Annotated in this window: 20 protein-coding genes; 10 read left to right on the top strand and 10 right to left on the bottom strand. The window is 62.5% G+C overall.

Features of this window, described 5'->3' with window-relative positions; genetic code table 11:
- The first annotated feature begins 59 nt into the window (after window positions 1-59).
- From E7813_RS26160 to E7813_RS13820, 4 genes are all read left to right on the top strand, one after another.
- Window positions 60-485 carry an SGNH hydrolase domain-containing protein gene (locus tag E7813_RS26160; protein WP_363331177.1) on the top strand — a complete coding sequence of 142 codons (426 nt, stop codon included), beginning with the start codon at window positions 60-62 and terminating at the stop codon, window positions 483-485.
- Window positions 472-1,467: a hypothetical protein gene (locus E7813_RS13810; RefSeq protein WP_291574810.1), complete on the top strand. Its 996-nt coding sequence runs from the start codon at window positions 472-474 to the stop codon at window positions 1,465-1,467. The genes E7813_RS26160 and E7813_RS13810 overlap by 14 nt, the downstream gene beginning before the upstream one ends.
- An 89-nt stretch (window positions 1,468-1,556) precedes the next feature.
- Window positions 1,557-2,594: a glycosyltransferase gene (locus E7813_RS13815; protein WP_291574812.1), complete on the top strand. Its 1,038-nt coding sequence runs from the start codon at window positions 1,557-1,559 to the stop codon at window positions 2,592-2,594.
- Window positions 2,591-3,904 carry an O-antigen ligase gene (locus tag E7813_RS13820; RefSeq protein ID WP_291574813.1) on the top strand — a complete coding sequence of 438 codons (1,314 nt, stop codon included), beginning with the start codon at window positions 2,591-2,593 and terminating at the stop codon, window positions 3,902-3,904. The genes E7813_RS13815 and E7813_RS13820 overlap by 4 nt, the downstream gene beginning before the upstream one ends.
- 3 nt (window positions 3,905-3,907) lie before the next feature.
- On the opposite strand, the gene E7813_RS13825 is transcribed toward E7813_RS13820, so the two are convergent.
- A complete protein-coding gene (locus E7813_RS13825) occupies window positions 3,908-4,999 on the bottom strand; it encodes a glycosyltransferase (RefSeq protein WP_291574814.1) in 1,092 nt (363 codons plus the stop codon).
- 192 nt (window positions 5,000-5,191) lie between these two features.
- Here E7813_RS13825 and E7813_RS13830 point away from each other — a divergent pair, with 192 nt between their 5' ends.
- Both E7813_RS13830 and E7813_RS13835 read left to right on the top strand, forming a co-directional pair.
- On the top strand, window positions 5,192-6,127 hold the full coding sequence (locus E7813_RS13830; RefSeq protein WP_291574815.1) for a hypothetical protein: 936 nt from the start codon (window positions 5,192-5,194) through the stop codon (window positions 6,125-6,127).
- 16 nt (window positions 6,128-6,143) lie between these two features.
- A complete protein-coding gene (locus tag E7813_RS13835; protein WP_291574816.1) occupies window positions 6,144-7,331 on the top strand; it encodes a GNAT family N-acetyltransferase in 1,188 nt (395 codons plus the stop codon).
- Here E7813_RS13835 and E7813_RS13840 read toward each other — a convergent pair.
- The 5 genes from E7813_RS13840 to E7813_RS13860 all read right to left on the bottom strand — a co-directional run bounded on the left by E7813_RS13840 (window position 7,328) and on the right by E7813_RS13860 (window position 10,305).
- Complete coding sequence (locus tag E7813_RS13840; protein ID WP_291574817.1) at window positions 7,328-8,269, bottom strand: DUF5996 family protein; 942 nt, start codon at window positions 8,267-8,269, stop codon at window positions 7,328-7,330. The genes E7813_RS13835 and E7813_RS13840 overlap by 4 nt on opposite strands.
- Window positions 8,270-8,349: 80 nt before the next feature.
- A complete protein-coding gene (locus tag E7813_RS13845; protein ID WP_291574819.1) occupies window positions 8,350-8,523 on the bottom strand; it encodes a hypothetical protein in 174 nt (57 codons plus the stop codon).
- Between the two features lie 84 nt (window positions 8,524-8,607).
- Window positions 8,608-8,829: a hypothetical protein gene (locus tag E7813_RS13850; protein WP_291574821.1), complete on the bottom strand. Its 222-nt coding sequence runs from the start codon at window positions 8,827-8,829 to the stop codon at window positions 8,608-8,610.
- Window positions 8,822-9,421, bottom strand: coding sequence for an NAD(P)H:quinone oxidoreductase (gene wrbA, locus E7813_RS13855; RefSeq protein WP_291574823.1), 600 nt, complete (start codon window positions 9,419-9,421; stop codon window positions 8,822-8,824). The genes E7813_RS13850 and wrbA overlap by 8 nt, the downstream gene beginning before the upstream one ends.
- Window positions 9,422-9,606: 185 nt before the next feature.
- The gene (locus tag E7813_RS13860; RefSeq protein WP_291574825.1) at window positions 9,607-10,305 is read right to left on the bottom strand and encodes a pirin family protein; all 699 of its coding nucleotides are present in this window, start codon (window positions 10,303-10,305) and stop codon (window positions 9,607-9,609) included.
- A 115-nt stretch (window positions 10,306-10,420) separates the two neighbouring features.
- On the opposite strand from E7813_RS13860, the gene E7813_RS13865 reads away from it, so the two are divergent.
- Entirely contained in the window at window positions 10,421-11,332 is a 912-nt protein-coding gene (locus E7813_RS13865; RefSeq protein ID WP_291574828.1) for a LysR family transcriptional regulator, read from the top strand.
- Window positions 11,333-11,443: 111 nt separating this feature from the next.
- The gene (locus E7813_RS13870) at window positions 11,444-12,433 is read left to right on the top strand and encodes a tripartite tricarboxylate transporter substrate binding protein (protein WP_291574831.1); all 990 of its coding nucleotides are present in this window, start codon (window positions 11,444-11,446) and stop codon (window positions 12,431-12,433) included.
- Between the two features lie 76 nt (window positions 12,434-12,509).
- Here the strand turns inward: E7813_RS13870 and E7813_RS13875 are convergent, their stop codons facing one another.
- Both E7813_RS13875 and E7813_RS13880 read right to left on the bottom strand, forming a co-directional pair.
- Complete coding sequence (locus tag E7813_RS13875; RefSeq protein WP_291574833.1) at window positions 12,510-12,977, bottom strand: YbaK/EbsC family protein; 468 nt, start codon at window positions 12,975-12,977, stop codon at window positions 12,510-12,512.
- On the bottom strand, window positions 12,967-13,713 hold the full coding sequence (locus E7813_RS13880) for a haloacid dehalogenase type II (protein ID WP_291574836.1): 747 nt from the start codon (window positions 13,711-13,713) through the stop codon (window positions 12,967-12,969). Before E7813_RS13880 ends, E7813_RS13875 begins: the two co-directional genes overlap by 11 nt.
- Window positions 13,714-13,829: 116 nt before the next feature.
- On the opposite strand from E7813_RS13880, the gene E7813_RS13885 reads away from it, so the two are divergent.
- A complete protein-coding gene (locus tag E7813_RS13885) occupies window positions 13,830-14,543 on the top strand; it encodes a glycosyltransferase family 25 protein (protein ID WP_291574838.1) in 714 nt (237 codons plus the stop codon).
- A gap of 103 nt (window positions 14,544-14,646) precedes the next feature.
- Here E7813_RS13885 and E7813_RS13890 read toward each other — a convergent pair whose 3' ends face one another.
- Both E7813_RS13890 and E7813_RS13895 read right to left on the bottom strand, forming a co-directional pair.
- Window positions 14,647-15,378: a hypothetical protein gene (locus E7813_RS13890; RefSeq protein ID WP_291574840.1), complete on the bottom strand. Its 732-nt coding sequence runs from the start codon at window positions 15,376-15,378 to the stop codon at window positions 14,647-14,649.
- A gap of 28 nt (window positions 15,379-15,406) precedes the next feature.
- Window positions 15,407-16,291, bottom strand: coding sequence for an amidohydrolase family protein (locus E7813_RS13895; protein ID WP_291574841.1), 885 nt, complete (start codon window positions 16,289-16,291; stop codon window positions 15,407-15,409).
- A gap of 155 nt (window positions 16,292-16,446) precedes the next feature.
- Between E7813_RS13895 and E7813_RS13900 the strand changes: the two genes are divergently transcribed.
- Window positions 16,447-16,923: a MaoC family dehydratase gene (locus E7813_RS13900; RefSeq protein WP_291574843.1), complete on the top strand. Its 477-nt coding sequence runs from the start codon at window positions 16,447-16,449 to the stop codon at window positions 16,921-16,923.
- Window positions 16,924-16,934 lie beyond the last annotated feature (11 nt).

Genomic DNA, 16,934 nt, shown 5'->3' on the forward strand with positions numbered 1-16,934 from the left:
CTCATTCGCACGGCGGCGTGGCGCGACGATGGACCGGATATTGCAGTGCCGGATGCGTAATGCGAAATCCCCAGGGGAATTTGGACGTGGCAATCAGGACGCATTCCCGGCTTGAGCCTGCCATCGACGATATCAAGCCCGCGGCGTCTGTCCTTTTTGGCACAGTTGCCTCGTCCGGTGTGTCCGCATTTGCAACGATGCGTGCCATCCCGGGCGGCCGCTTCGGCAAGGTTAATTGCTTGCGGTTGGCTCTGCGACGCGCGTCGCGAGCTCGGGCCATGAGCCGGTTCGTCACCGCCAGCGGCGCGACATACGTTTCGGTTTACGATTCCATCTGTCATGACGGGTCCTGCGACGAATTTGCCGAAGGCGACGTTCCGATGCAGTTTGACGCCGGTCACTTGACTGCGGAAGGGTCGGTTGAAGTGGCGCGAAGGCCGAGATCGCTTTTGATAACGAGGGTCGTCAGCCATGCATCGAATTGATCGAGGTCGCCCGGCGCCGCTTGGCGGGCGTCTCTCCGGAAAGCTGGCGTGCATTATCGCCGCGCTGGCCTTGTTCGGAATTTTCTTGGGCTGCGGCGCGGCAAACGCCGCCCCGCGCGCGCTTTCGGACTCATCGAAATTCGCGGGCGCCTTCGTGAATTGGGGCACCGACGGTCGCGAACGCACGCTGCAGAATTGGGAAAGATGGCTGAAGCAGCCGCCGTCGGCGGTTTTGGGCGTAGACTTCTACGCCCAATCCACCTGGGAGGATTTTTTGAAATTAAGCTGGGTGCCGGGTATCTGGAAAAAACTCAACCCGGCGCGGAACGTTGTGTGGTCGGTTCCCCTGACGGTGAAGGGTACCCCGCTGGCGGATGTTGCAAATGGCATGCACGACGCCGAATTCGAAGCGGCGGCCAAAGCCATTTCCGACGCGCAGCCAAGGGCGGTCATTCGCCTCGGCTGGGAAATGAATCTTGTTTCGATGGCGTGGTTCGCCAAGGGCCAGGAAGCGGATTACATCGCGGCATTCAGGCGCGTCGTCGGAATATTCCGGCGATACTCAGGGGACTTCAAATACGACTGGTGTCCGGGCTGGGGGCCGCAGGACGCCGCCGCGGATCTCGCCTATCCGGGCGACGATGTCGTCGATTATATCGGGCTCGATGTCTACGATTTCAAATATGAGGGCTCCGTCGAAGAACGGTGGAATACCTTCTACTTGAAGACGCCATTCGGCCTGGAATGGCAACGGGACTTCGCCGGGTTGCACAAAAAACGCATGAGCTATCCCGAATGGGGCGTCGGCAATTTCGGCGACAACCCGTTCTTCATTCAGCGGATGCACGACTGGTTTGTGAAGAACGCCGGCAATATCGCCTATGCGGCCTATTTCGACGTCGACGGGTTGTGGCCCACCCAAATCGAGAACAACCGTTTTCCCGAATCCCGGAAGCTTTTCAGGATGCTCTTCAGCGGGTGATTCCGTCGTTTTTTAACCTTGGTTAACCCTGTTCCGTTAACCGTTGAAGGTCAGCTTGCCAGCCGATGATGCGCAAACACCAATCCGTCATGAACCAGATTTCAGCCGATTATCAAACCGAAGCAGCGACAAAAATCGCCGTCGCCGTGCCGCGCCCCTCCCGCGCGGTGGTAGCGGCATCGGCTTCGCTCGATCGGTCGGTCGGGATCGTGGTCTGCATTCCCTGCTTTCGTCGGCCGCAGCACTTGCGGCGCACGCTGGAATCGCTCGCCGTGCAGCGCACCGGCCGCCGTTTCGCGGTCGTCATGGTCGAAAACGACGCCATGGGATGCGACAGCGTGCCGGTTGCGGCTGAATTCCTCCAGGCCGGCAGACTTTCAGGCCTTTGCGCGGTTGAGCCGCGCCAGGGTAACTGTCATGCGATCAATGCCGCGTTTGAAACCGCGCAGGCGATGTTTCCTGCCGCAACCAATTTCCTGATGATCGATGACGACGAGGTTGCATCGCCGGACTGGCTCGAGCACATGGTTCGCGCCGCCGAAACCACCAGCGCCGATCTGGTCGGTGGGCCGGTTTTCCCGAATTTCGACGACGACAGCAAACGCGGGCTGCGCCGCCACCCGGCGTTCTGGCCGGCTTATGACGAAAGCGGTCCGGTGCCGGTCATCTATGGCTGCGGCAACTGCCTGATCACCAGATCGGTATTTGCGCGGCTGGCCGATCCAACCTTCGACCTGCGGTTCAACTTTCTCGGCGGCGGCGATACCGATTTCTTCGTACGTTGCCGCCGCGCCGGCATGAAGTTCCATTGGGTCGCCGAGGCCGTCATCACCGAAACCGTGCCGGATGACCGGACCAACCCGAGATGGCTCGCTTTGCGCGGCCTGCGCATCGGCGCGATCAACTACCGCATCGAAGTCAAGGCGGCGCGCTCGGCGTGGTCGCGCCTCAAGCTGGCGGCAAAGATGCTTGCGACATTGCCCTGGTCGCTCGTTCGCACCGGCCGGCTTCTTGTCAGTGAAAAAGCCATCATCGCGCTACATCCGATGACGGTCGCGGCCGGCAGTGCGCTCGCCGCCATCGGTATCGAACCGCAACCCTACAAAGCCTCGAAGATCGTGTCGTGAGCCAACTGGTCACGAGGTCCGAGGTTGACGCCATCGTCGGTGAATTGCGACGCCAGCAGGTGATGGACATCGTTCGCGGCGTCACCTTTGTCGGCGTTCTTCTGCTGGCATGGGTTTCGTTGCATCCGTTCGAAGACCTCGGCGAGGTGCAGATCGGCGATGCCTCGACCGGCAACGAGGTGCTGACCTATGCGGCGTTCGGCGGCCTGGCAGTGCTGACGATCGGGTTGACCATGCGCGCCAACATGCGCGGGCTGGCGACATTGCTGTCGCCTGGATTTATCCTGTTTACGGGGTGGATATTTGCGACCGTCGTGTTGTCGCTCGATCCCTCTACCTCGATACGGCGCTTTGCGTTGACGGCCTGTGTCATCGCGGTGGCCGCGACGCTGCTGCTGCTGCCGAAATCCCAGAACGAATTGATGCGGTGGTTCAGTATCGCCGCACTGGCATTGCTGGCAATCTGTTATCTCGGGCTGTTGTTCGCCCCGAACCTGTCGATTCATCTGGCGACCGACGCCCAGGAACCGGGGCTCGCCGGCAGCTGGCGCGGCTCGTTCGGCCACAAGAACGAGGCGGCGGCCGTGATGGCAATGTTGCTGTTTCTCGGCATCTACATCGCGCGCTCCGGCGCCTGTCTGTCGGGAGCCGCCATCATTGGCTTGTCATCGCTGTTTCTTTTGTATTCTGCCGGCAAGAGTTCGCTGACGTTGTGTTTTGCCGTCATCGTGCTGACCTCGCTCACGGCGCTGGTCCGTTCGCTGTGGGGGCGCGCGGTGTTGCTGCTGATGCCGCTGCTGCTGCTCAACATGCTCAGCGTCGGTACGGTGATGAGCGATGGCCTCGCCGAGGTCGCAAAATTGCTGCCGCTGGATTCGAGCTTCACCGGACGCACCGACATCTGGGCCTTCGCGGTAGAGTCGGCGCAGAAGCGGCTGCCGATCGGTTACGGCTTTGAGGCGTTCTGGGGCAGCAGTTCGGTCCGCGATCTCCCGGAAGGCAAGGAATGGGCGGCGTACGCCTCGCACAGCCACAACGGCTATCTCGACACCACCCTGGCGATGGGGCTGCCGGGACTGGCGCTCTTGATCGCGGTGCTGGTGATCGCGCCCTTGCGTAATTTCCAGGCCGCCGACGCAGGCGGCAACAACGGCCCGCTGACGATGTCGCTGCTGCGGATCTGGCTGTTCGGGCTTTATCTCTCGTCGATGGAGAGCTTCTTTCTCGACCGCGCCGATCCGCTGTGGTTCACGTTCCTGGTGGCGCTGTTCGGCCTGCACTACCTGGCACGCTTCCGCTTCAGGGAATGAAGCTCAGAGCTGCGCCCGCACTGCCTGCGCGACATCACGCCACCAGTCGTCGAATGCGAACGGTACCGGCACCGACGGCCATTTGAGGGCAGAGGCGATCCGGTCGGCATACACGTCTTGGCCCGACCCGCGCGCCACCAGCACGATGGCGCCGCGATCGATCAATTCCTTGAAGCGGGGATGATGATCGAACTCGTCCGCTTCGGCCGGGCCGGTGACGATGACCGGCCGTCCCGATTGCACGCAGGTGATGACGCTGGAACGCCGCGCGGTGAGGCCCTCCTCGAGCGGATAACAGAACGCATCGATCTCGCTGAACAGGCCGAATACCTCGTGATCCGAGGCGACGTAACCGCTGACGATGACGTCGTCCGAGACGCCGAGTTCGGCGGCGCGGGCATGAAACTCTTCTTCCACCCTGTCGATGCCGCGGATGAACGAGCCGATGTAGACCGTCAGCGGCTTCAGCCCGCGCGCGTTGAGGATCGCGGCGATATCGAGCAGCGCATTCGGTTGCTTGCCGGGATAGATCGACCCGAAATGACCGAGCACGAGACGGCCTTGTTCGCGCGCGGCGGCAAGCTGCTGCCGCAGCTTGGAGTCGGCGATACCCGCCGGCGCCTCGATGCTCGGCGGCAACGGCGCCAGCACGCATTTTCGCGCGGTCCAGCCAATGACGGGATCGCCGGCGAGTTCGCGCCGTACCAGCGGCGAGAACATCACGATGGTATCGGCAAGCAGCAGCGCTGGAATGTAGGTGATGCGGCGCAGCCGGTTCAATCCGCTCCACTCGTGCTGAATGAGGATGACGCGCCGCCGGCGCAGCCGCGCGATCGCCAGCGCCAGCAGTGGCCGGAATATCACGCGCTTCCAGGCGACGATGGGAAAGTTGCAGATCACGCTGCGCGCCGATCCGACCGCGCGCCAGATCTGTGCGATTGATCCTTCCGACCGCGTCAGGGTTAACGTCGTGGAACTGCCGGGGTCGAGCTTTTCGATGGTCTCGCCGAGCAGGCGGGTAAATTGCCCGACGCCGCATTGCATTTGCGGCCCGGCGCCGAGGAAAAGCACCTGATATGCGGGTTCTGAAGCCATCGAGCAGCGCCGGCGCCTTCGGTTAAGCGTTCGCGTTAGCCATACATTCCAGACATTAGTTTCCGGTAAGCGCCGGCGCCCTGCGGGGCATCGTTTTTGCCAGATAGAAGCCGGGAACAGGTCCGTCGTCTCATAACGGGACACGAACGATGAGGTTGCGAGAAACTCGGGACAGCCGGCAGGAGTGCGACGATGACGACGAGCAAGGTTTTCACCAACTGGGACGATACCCATTCGGCATTGTGGGGCCATCAACCGATCGAGCTTGCGCATGAGATGCACAAGTCGCCTCTGTTCTCCAGGGATCATCTTGCCCGGCTGATCGAGAACTATCCGCGCGAACACTACAGCCTGGTGAAAACCGGCGCCCGCGGTTCCGAGCGGGTCTGGCGCGAAGGTGACATCGGCGACCTCAGCGGCGAACAGGTCATCGATGCGATCTCCCGCGGCGGGCTTTGGCTCAATATGCGCGACGTTGGCGCGGTGGACCGCCGTTACCGCGAGATGCTCAATGGCATGTTCGAGGAAGTCGGCGCCAGGGTCCCCGGCTTCAGCGCGCGCGACCATCAGGAGAGCATCCTGGTCTCGTCGCCGGACGCGCAAGTCTATTATCACTTCGATCTGCCGGGCCAGGCGCTTGTGCAGATCGCGGGCCGCAAGCGGGTTTTTGTCTATCCGGACACCGCGCCGTTCCTGACGCCGACCCTGCTCGAAGACGTTGCCGTCTATAACGTCGAAGTCGATATCCCCTACGAGCCCTGGTACGACAGGCACGCCAAGGTGTTCGATATCGGCCCGGGCCAGATGCTGAACTGGCAATTGAACGCCCCGCATCGCGTCGAAAACCTCGATACCTTCAGCGTTTCGATGACGGTGTCCTATACCAACGATACGATCCGGCGCGCCGAGATCGTAAACCTCGGCAATGGCCTGCTGCGGCATCGTTTCGGCTATCAGCCCAGGAGCCGGAACAGCCGCGGCCCGTCCTACTTCGCCAAGGCGGTGCTGCAAAAGCTGTTGCGCGACAGCCGCTGGGTCAAACGCGAGCGCAACGCACGCCGGGTGATCGACTTCCGGCTTGACGCCAATGAACCCGGCAGAATCGTCGATCTGCCCAAGGCGGCCTGAAGAAATCGGTCCAGCGATGGCGGTGTTGACGGCAGAGACGGGAAGACGGGAAACGCGCAAGAGTTTCCGCGCGGCCGGATTCCGCGTCGAGTTTGTCCGCGACTGGAAACAGGCCGCCGCGCGCTGGCACGGTCAGGATTCGCCGACGCCGTTCCAGGATGCCCGTTGGCTCGACGCCTGGTACAGCGCATTCGCCGGCCTCGACGATGTCGAGCCGCTGGTCGCCGTCATTTCGGATCCGGCAACGTCGGAACAGGTTGCCCTGTTGCCGCTGGTGCGCCGGATCCATGCCGGCATCCGGATCGTCGAATTCGCCGATCTTGCCTTGACCGATTATAACGCGCCGATGCTGGGTAACGCCGCGCCGCGCGATGCCAAGGCGGCGCATCTGCTGTGGCGCAACCTGCTGGCGGCGCTGCGGCGCTTGCCCGGCGGCGCCGATCTCATCCGGCTGCGCAAGATGCCGGTCGATCTCGACGGCCGGCCCAATCCGCTGGCGCTGCTCGATGGCGTGCGCCCCTGTTCGCTCAACGGCAATCTGGTCACGACCGGCAACGATTTCGATGCCTGGCGCTATTCGCTGGAACGAACCGTGCGCAAGGAACTGGAGCGAAGCTGGCGGGTGTTTACGCGCGATCCCGCAGCCATTTTCAAAATCGTCACAAACAAGGATGAGGCGCTGCGGATTCTTTCCACCATGGAGGTTCAGCAGGGTGCGCGGATACAGTATCTCGGATTGAATTTCACTCTCAATGATGAGACCAGCACCGCGTTCTACCGCAACCTGGTCGGCGATGGTGTCGCCAGCGGCTATGCCGTGGTGTCGGCGCTGACATCCGGCGAGGAGGTGGTCGCGACCCTGCTCGGGATACGTACCGGTGCGCGCTATGTCATGGTTCGCATCAGCAACGCCGGCGAGAAGTGGTCGAACTGCTCGCCGGGCCGGCTGATCATCGAACGCACCATGGCGGCCTTGCATCGGGATGGCGTCCGCCAGTTCGACTTCAGCATCGGCAATTATGCCTATAAGCGCCGGTTCGGCGTGACGCCGTTTCCGCTGGTCGACCTCACCACGGCCCTGAGTTGGCGCGGCATTCCCTTTGCGGTGCGCGATCGCGCCGCGCGCGAGCTTCGCCGCCATCCGCGGCTTGCCGCCTTGGTAGGCCGCGCCTTCGGCAGGCCGGCCTCGCGCGAAGAGAATTAAACCTGCCGCACCACGCCCGGTTGGCCTGGCGTGCATTCCAGCGCGTCCCGGTCCCAGTTCGCTGCATTGGCTGCGGCGTCATAGCTGCTTTGCAGGAAATCGAGCAGCACCTGGTCCGGCGCCTCGGCGGTGCGCACGGCGTCGTAGGGCAGGATGAATTCGCCGAGCGCTTCGCTGAAGAATGCAGCTTCCGGCAGCACCTTCACGGTCCGGAAACCCGGCGGTTCGGGATAGGCATAGGAATAGAACGCGGGGTAGTCGATCGCGCTGCTGCCGGGCCAGAAACCGGCGCTGCTTTCTTCATGGGAATAGGCTTCGCAGGCGACTTCGTCAGGTAGATGAGGCACGCCGCCGGGATGGCGCGGCGCGCGCCGGCCCGAAAAGCGCGTCACCGCGAGATCGAAGCTGCCCCAGAAAAAATGTACCGGGCTTGCCTTGCCGAGGAATCCGGTGCGGAACTGCTTGAACACCCGATCGACATTGACGAGAATCTGCAGGAAGCGCCGCACCGCGTCCGGATCGTAGGACGCATGCTTGCGGTCTTGCGAAAACCGGATCGGGTCCGGCAATTCGCTGGGCATCTCGTCGATGGCGACATGAATGCCAAGGTCGGCCAGATCAGCCATCACGCCAGCATAGAAAGTCGCGACCGATTGTCCGGCCAGGGCAAGCTGCCGTTCCGCGCCATCGCTGGTCGAAATTCGTAAAACATGATCGATGAAGTCGAAATCGATCTGGAAGGTCCTGATACCGTCGGGGATAGGCGAGGTCGTTAGTCCGCGCGCGGTGACATACAGTGCGACCTGCCAGGAATGATTGAGCCAGGGCGCGCGCTCAAGACGGATCTTGCCGACGATCTGGGTCCACAGATGCAGCGTTTCGTAGGTCTCGCGCCACGACGCGATAGGCAATTCCGGCCATGCAGCCTGTGATGTCATCGCTAGCTCCAGACGAAAAAGCCGGACCCATCCGGTCCGGCCTTTATATTCCAACTTTCGACGATGGAGGGTCGGCGCGGCTACTTCTTCTTGCCGTCCTTGCCGAAGGCGGCGTCGACGTCATCTTTCTTGATGCGGGCTGCGGGATTGCCGGGCTGGCCGAGGTTCTGTTCCTCGGTGCCGTCGCCCATCATGCCGGGGTGCTTTTCGGCGGGGGCCTTGGTGGTGTGCTTGGAATCGGGCTTGTTGCTCATCGCAAAGTCTCCAGGCGCGGGTGCGCGGGACCTAACTTCGCACGAACCTTTCGGTTCCGCTACGTTATCGGTCGTGGACGTCAATCAACGGATCGAGATCAGGATTTTGGGCATTCCGCGCAATACCGTTTGCCGCGCGAGGCGCGGAAAAGGCTGCGGCACCACCAGCGCCGCGCGATCGCCTTCAGGGGGTTGCGCGTCAGTTGATAGATAAGGAGAATTTCGATCATGGCATAGTCCGTCGTCCCTCACGGCAAATGGGGCGGCATCGACCTGGGAGAATGCCGCTCGCGACGCATCAGCCATGCAGTTTCTTCGCGGTCTCCGCGATCACGCGTCCTTGATAGCGCGCGCCTTCCAGCTCGTTGTCGGAGGGCTGCCGGCTGCCGTCGCCGCCGGTAATGGTGGTCGCGCCGTAAGGCGAGCCGCCGGTGACCTGGTCGAGCTTCATCTGGCCGCCAAACCCGTAATTCAGGCCGACGATGGTCATGCCGAAATGCAACAGGTTGGTGACAATGGAGAACAGCGTGGTTTCCTGGCCGCCGTGCTGGGTCGCGGTCGAGGTGAAGGCGCCGCCGACCTTGCCGTGCAGCGCGCCCTTGGCCCAGAGGCCACCGGCCTGGTCGAGAAAATTCGCCATTTGCGACGCCATCCGGCCAAACCGCGTGCCGGTGCCGACAATGATGGCGTCATAATTGGCGAGTTCCTCGATCTTCGCCACCGGCGCTGCCTGATCGAGCTTGTAGTGCGAGGCTTTGGCGACATCCGGCGGCACCAGTTCCGGTACCCGTTTGATGTCGACCGTGACGCCGGCGCCACGGGCACCCTCGGCGACGGCGTTTGCCATGGTCTCGATGTGACCATAGGCGGAATAATAGAGAACGAGAACTTTGGTCATGGTGGTCTCCGATAGGTTTGGATTTTGCGATTTAAAATTCGTCGTGGCCGGGCTTGGTCCCGGCCATCCACGTCTTGTCCGCTCAACAGGAAAGGCGCGGATGCCCGGGACATCTTGCGCGAAGACGCGCTTCGCGCTTTTGGCCCCGGCATGACGAGCGAGAGAGTGTTCGTCGACAATGAGAGTTATGCCGCGTCGACCAGCACCAGTTCCGAATCCTCAAGCGCGGTGATCTTCAGCTTTGCCTCGTCGCGGATCGCGACGCCGTCGCGGGCGTTGACGCGTACGCCGTTGATCTCGACCGCGCCCGCTGCCGGGACCAGATAGAGGTTGCGGGTTTTGCCGGGCGCATATTCGGCGCTCTCGCCGGCTTTCAGCGTGGTGGCGAGCACCCGCGCATCGGCGCGGATCGGCAGCGCGTCGTTGTCGGCCGCAAAGCCGCTGGCGATGGTGACGAATTTTCCCGAGCGGTCCGACTTCGGAAACGGCTTGGCGCCCCAGGTCGGCTGGCCGCCTTCGGTGCTGGGCTCGATCCAGATCTGGAAGATTTTTGTTTTGGTCGGCTCGAGATTGTATTCGGAATGACGGACGCCGGAGCCGGCGCTCATCACCTGCACGTCGCCGGCTTCGGTACGCCCCTTGTTGCCGAGACTGTCCTGATGCGTGATCGCGCCTTCGCGGACGTAGGTGATGATCTCCATGTTGGCATGGGGATGGGCGGGAAAGCCGGTGTTGGGCGCGATCTCGTCGTCGTTCCAGACGCGAAGGCTGCCATGGCCCATATTGCTGGGATCGTAATGGCTGCCGAACGAGAAGTGATGCTTGGCCTTGAGCCAGCCGTGGTCGGCGCCGCCAAGTTTATTGAAGGGCCTGAGTTCGATCATGGGATTTGTCCTTGTTGAATTCCGGTTCGCTCTGGATATGCGCTTTCCCATGGTGCATAAATAGAAATGATCGAAACACATTGTTTCCACTACTGTACCAATTGGGAAATTCCACATGACAAAACTCCCGGACTTCGAAGGGTTGGCGATTTTCGCAAAAGTCGTGGAATTACGGTCGTTTGCGGGTGCCGCCGCCGAGTTGGCGCTGTCCAAGGCGACGGTGTCCAAGGCGGTCAGCCGGCTGGAGGCGCGGCTTGGTGCGCGGCTGTTCAACCGCACCTCGCGGCGGCTGGCCTTGACCGATGCCGGGCAAAAACTATCCGCGCGCGCCGCACGACTGCTGCGTGACGGCGAGGACGCGGAGAACGAGGCGCTGGCGCAGGCGGTGGCGCCGCGCGGACTGGTGCGGCTCGCGGTGCCGATGACCTTCGGGGTGAGGGCGGTGGCGCCGATCCTGCCGGCGTTCATTGCCGAATATCCCGATGTCGCGATCGATCTTCACTTGAGCGACGCCATGGTCGATCTGATCGGCGAAGGCTTCGATGCCGGCTTGCGGATCGCGAGCCTGCCGGATTCGTCCCTGATCGCGCGGCGGCTGTGCGCGATGCCGCGCTATACGGTGGCCTCGCCCGACTACCTCAAGCGACACGGCCGGCCGACCCACCCGATGCATCTGGCGCAGCACCGATGCCTCGGTTACGCCTATCTGTCGACGCCCGACGTCTGGCATTACACCAATGCCGCCGGCGAACAGGCCAGCGTGCGCCCCGCCGGTCCCTTGCGCGTCAACAATGGCGAGGCGCTGATGCCGGCGCTGCTCGCAGGACTAGGCATCGCCGATCTGCCCGACTTCATCGTCGGCGACGCCATCGCGTCGGGCGAAGTCGAAGTGATCCTGAAGGGCTGGAAGCAGAGCGAGGGCGCCGTGCACCTGGTGACCCCGCCCGGCGGCCCGCGCCCGGCGCGCGTCGAGGTGCTGGCAGAGTTTCTGGCGAAGCATTTTATGAAGCGATCGAAACGGAAATGATTTTTTTAACCCGGAATGGACAGTGAAATGGGCGCGGCTATGCAACGTCGTCGGTTTCGGGCTACGCTCCTTCCAACAACAAACCGAAAATTCTCCGGAGAGAAACCGCCGATGAATCGACGTGAACTTCTGAAAGCCGCCGTAGCCGCGCCGTTGGCGCAGGTCGCGCTCTCGAACGCGGCACTGGCGCAAGCCGCATGGCCGGCGCGCACCATCAGCATGATTGTGCCGTTCCCGGCCGGCGGCCAGGCCGATCTTGCCGCGCGGCCCGTAGCGCTCGCACTGGAGAACATTCTCGGCAAGTCCGTGATCGTCGACAACCGCGCCGGCGGCGCCGGTGGAGCGATCGGCAACGCGGCGGCGGCACGCGCCGAGCCCGACGGTTATACGCTGTTGATGACGCTGTCGTCGCTGGCGGTGTTGCCCGAAGCGGACCGGCTGTTCGACCGGCCTCCGGTCTATGAAGTTTCGCAATTCGCACCGGTTGCGCGCGTGCTCGCCGATCCCACTTTGCTCGCGGTGCCGGCCTCGGCGCCATGGAAGACGCTGCAGGATTTCGTCGATGACGCCAAACAACGTCCCGGTCAAATTCCCTACGGCTCATCGGGCCCCTACGGCACGCTGCATGTGGCGATGGAGATGTTCGCCGCCAGCGCCGGCATCAAGCTGCTGCACATCCCGTTCCGCGGCGCCGGTCCCGCACTTAATGCGCTGATGAGCGGCACGGTGCAGGCGCTGGCGTCGGCGCCGGGCACGCTGAAGCAACAGGTCGATGACGGCAGGATGCGCGTGCTCGCGAACTGGGGCGCAGAGCGGATTGCGAGCTTTCCCGATCTGCCGACCTTCAGGGAACTCGGCTACAAGGATGTCGAGTTCTACATCTGGGCTGGATTGTTCGCGCAAAGCGCGCTGCCGGCTCCGATCATGATGCGGTTGCGCGAGGCGATGGCGCAAGCGGTCAAAAGCCCCGAGGTGACCAAGACCTTCGAGACCGCGGGCAGCCCGGTCGCCTACATGGACGCGCCGGAATTCTCAAAATTCGTCGCCGAGGACTCGGCGCGTCTGATCGCTGCAGTGAAGAAAATCGGCAAGGTGGAGTAGGGGAGCAGGCAGGCCTCACACTTGGGCCCGGGGCGGCGGGCCTTCCCAAGCCCCGTTTGTTTTGCATTTTGGACCGCTAGGCGCGTACCTCGCAGACATCGATCCATTCGGCGCCGACCAGTTCAGCCATCCGCGACGGCGCGATCCGCACCGCGCTGTGGGTCGAGCCCGCCGCCGGCACCACCTCGTCGAATGCTTTGAGCGATACATCGCAATAAACCGGCAGCGGCGTCTTCAATCCGAACGGACAGACGCCGCCGACCTCATGGCCGGTGATGGCGGCGACTTCGTCGAGGCCGAGCATCTTCGGCTTGACGCCGAACTGCGCCTTGACCTTCCTGTTGTCCATCCGCGCGGTACCCGAGGTGACGATCAGCACCACGCGTTCGCCGATCCGCAGCGACAGCGTCTTTCCGATCCGCGCCGGCTCGACGCCGTAGGCTTCGGCGGCCAGCGCCACCGTCGCCGAACTCAGGGGCGATTCGATCACGGCGATATCGGGAGCCTTTTCGGCGAAAAACGCCCGGACCGATTCAAGACTCATGCGCTGCCACCAGGGCAGGCAGTTCCGACAGCGTATGAATGCGGTAGTCCGGTTCGAGCCCGAGTTCGTCCATCTGCGTCCGGATCGCCTTGAACATCGTAAGCGGTGCGATCAGGTCGTTCCTGACGCAGGCTTCAGCGATCGCTTCCGGCGTCACCCGCTCGATCCAGGCGACGTTCAAGCCGAACGCCTTGGCGCCGCAGGCGTCCCACGGGTTCGACGACACGAACAGCGTTTCCTCAGGTGCTGCGCCGAGTTGCTCTTCGATCAAGCTGTAGGCGTCCGGACTCGGTTTGAAAATTCGTTTGGAGTCGATGCTGATGGTCGCGTTCAACAGGCGGTCGAGCCCGCTGTTGCGCACCAGCGCGTTGAGCATGCCAGTGCTGCCGTTGGAAAGAATCGCAAGCTTGCGGCCGTGCATCGCCGCCAGTGTCGCCCTAACATCGGGATAGAGATCGAGATGCAGGTATTTGTCCATGATGCGTTCGAACACGGCCGGGTCGCTTTGCAGGCTAAGGCATCGCAGCGTGTAGGTCAGCGAATCCCGCGTAATCACGGAAAAATCCTGATAGCGGCGCATCAGCGAGCGCAGCCAGGTGTATTCGAGCTGCTTGATCCGCCAGATCTGGGTGATGATCCCGCCGTAGCCGGGAAACGCCTGCTCGGTGATCGATGCCACCGACTGGATATCGAACAGCGTGCCATAGGCATCGAACACAACGGCTTTGACGGTCACGGCGATTCCCTTGCTCGACTGGCTGGCGCGTTGTTCCCGCCCGATGATTTTGCCAGTATATCGGTATCGGGCCGCCGGCGGGAAGGCGGGCAGCGCTCGAACGTGATGGACAGTCCATGCTGCCGGCCTATGTGATCCATGCGAAGTCCTTGCCCGAGCGGAAGGATCACATCCAGCGCGAACTCGATCGCGCCGGAATTCCGTTCGAATGGGTGCTCGATTTCGACGCTGATGAAATCACTCCCGAAGTCGATGCCGCCTGGTTCGCGCCGGGCGCCGATCTGAGCTTGCGGCAGAAATCCTGCGCATTGAAGCACATCGTCGCCATGCAGCGGATTCGCGACCGCAAGCAGGACCTGGCGCTGATCTTCGAGGACGACGCGCAACTGGTCTCGGGTTTTACCGACCAATTGAAACGCGTGCTGGACGACGCGGAGCGCTGGCCGCGCCCGCGCATCCTGCATCTCGGCGCTGCCAGCAATTTTTACACGCCGGCGTCGCAGTTGCGCCCCGGCCAGATCGTCTATCCCGGCAACCGCGTCCGCAACACGGAAGCCTATGCACTCGGCGCCATCGAAGCGCAGGCACGGCTCGACTGGATTGCGCGCCATCCGATGACCAGGCCGATCGACATAGCGTTCAACGCCAGCGATCCGGCGATGGGAATTCCGTTCCTGTGGCCGGAGCCGCCGCTGGTGGAGCAGGGCAGCTTGACGGGGCTGTTCAACAGTTCGCTGGATCACCAGAGCCGCGGACGAGCGTGGCTCCGCCTCCAGTTTCCGGTGCAGAAATTCCGCCGCCGCTATCTGAAACGATGGTTCGGGCGTTGATCGTCGGGGCTACGCGCTACGGCTCAGGCGCGCAAACAGCCGCTCGGCCGGACGACGGACCGAGAGGTACTGCGCGAAGGATTCTGCCGGACCGGCCAGCCGATCATTGACCGCGGCGCCCAATACACCCACCGCCAGGCAGTACAGCATGCCCTGCGTTATCGTGGATATACGCCGCCGCGACGATCATGCCGGTCTTCGACAGATAGATGAAAAAGATGTCGCCCAGGAACAACAGCGCCAGGATGTCCATCGCGAGTGCACGGCCTCTGCCACCCGCGGACCAGATGCGCGCAGCACCGATCGCCAGTCCGAAGGCGCACAAGGCAAAGCAATCGCTCTGCACGGCGTTGTCCTTGACGGGAACGCCGGACGACTTGAACCAGTGCCACGGACCGCTCGGCCAACGCAACGATACCCAGGACAGCGCCAGCAGGATAACACATGCGGCCAGGAAGCCGGCGGCGATCTGCAGGGCCTGTCGCGGCGTCAACGCGGTGGCGATCACCAGCGGGATCAGCAACAGCTTGCAGTAAGGAATGACCCAGCTGATGGCGACGCTGTAGGGCTGCATCGACCAAAGCACGCCGACCAGAAGCAGCGCGAACAGCGCGACGGGAAGATATCCCGCGGGGCTGCGCAGCGTTGCAACGAGGCGCGGAAGATCGAACGTCATCAACGCCAGCACCGCGAAGACCGCGACCGCGACGTTTTCTCCCGTGGTGGTGAGCGGCAACGTGAACGCGGTCACCACCGCTGCGACCTGCCGCGCGTTTTCAAGATTGAGCGGCAGATCGCTCCAGGTCACATTCACCCACATGTCGGGCAGCTTCATGGCAGGCCGCTTTCATGCCGGGACGCATTCATATGTTGAGCAGCTTCCGCGCATTCGCCTTCAAAACTTTCGGCCTGATCTCGTCGCGAATGTCGAGCTTGCTGAAATCCGACAGCCAGCGGTCGGGCGTGATCACCGGCCAGTCCGAGCCGAACAGCATCTTGTCCTGCAGGATCGAGTTGATGTAGCGCACCAGGATCGGCGAAAAATATTTCGGCGACCAGCCGGAGAGGTCGATGTAGACGTTCGGCTTGTGGGTCGCGACCGACAGCGCCTCTTCCTGCCACGGAAAGGACGGGTGCGCCAGGATGATCCTCAAGTCGGGAAAATCTGCCGCCACGTCGTCCATGTACATCGGATTGGAATATTTCAGCCGCATCCCCATGCCGCCGGGCATGCCGGAGCCGACGCCGGTCTGCCCGGTGTGAAACAGCGCGATCGCACCGCCTTCGGTGATCGCCTCGTACAGCGGATAGGCCATGCGGTCGTTGGGATAAAAGCCCTGCATGGTCGGGTGGAACTTGAACCCCTTGACGCCGTATTGCTCGATCAGTTTGCGGGCCTCGCGCACGCCGAGTTTGCCCTTGTGCGGGTCGATGCTGACGAACGGGATCAGCACGTCGGAATTTTCGGAAGCGACTTCCAGCATTTCGTAATTGCTGTAACGGCGAAAGCCGGTTTCGCGTTCGGCATCGACCGGGAAGATCACCGCGGCGATTTTCTTGGCGCGGTAATAGGCCGCGGTTTCCGCAACGGTGGGTGGATGCTTGTTCGGCGACTTGAAATAGTCCGCCATCTGGGCCTGGAAGTCGTCGTAGCCGTCGTCGGCATGCAGGCCGCAAGGTTCTTCCGCGTGGGTGTGGATATCGATCGCCACCAGATCGTCGGGATTGAGCAGCGGCAATTTCGGCATTTTGGGTTTCCTGACGGGCAGTTCAGCACGGGAACGTTTGGAGAAGCGGATTAACAAAAACAATGCGGCATTGAAAGCCTTTGGCCATGCGCCGGATGTCATTGTCGCCGGTCCGAAAATGGTGTTCGCTTCGGCCAAACGACGGGAGGAAACATATGGGGCAGGCGGACGCCTTCGAGACCGATTTCTGGAAAGACGCCAATTTGCGAAAGCTCTGGGACGACATCGTTCCCGGCGAGCCGCGCAAGACCATTCCCTACACCCTGACGCAGCAAGCGATCGCGCTGTACTGCAAGTCGGTCGGTGAAGATCATCCCGTCTATTTCGACGAAGCTTACGCCAGGACCACCCGTTACGGCGGGCTGATCGCGCCGCCTTCGATCCACATCCTCCTGATGTTTTCCTGTACGCCGGCCGACGACTGGATGCGCAGCCCCGGCACCGTCAATGCCGGGCAATCATGGAGCTACAATATTCCGGCGCGTCCCAATGACGTCATCACGCTTTCCGCCCGCGCGCTCGACAAGTTCATCAAGCGCGAGCGGCTGTTCGTGGTGCACGACAATGTCTTTTTCAACCAGCATGGCGACGTCATCTGTTCCGGCCGTGGCTGGACCATCCGGCCGATGTAAGGAAGCCAGCC

This window comes from Bradyrhizobium sp., from assembly GCF_004799405.1.
Lineage (GTDB): Bacteria > Pseudomonadota > Alphaproteobacteria > Rhizobiales > Xanthobacteraceae > Bradyrhizobium.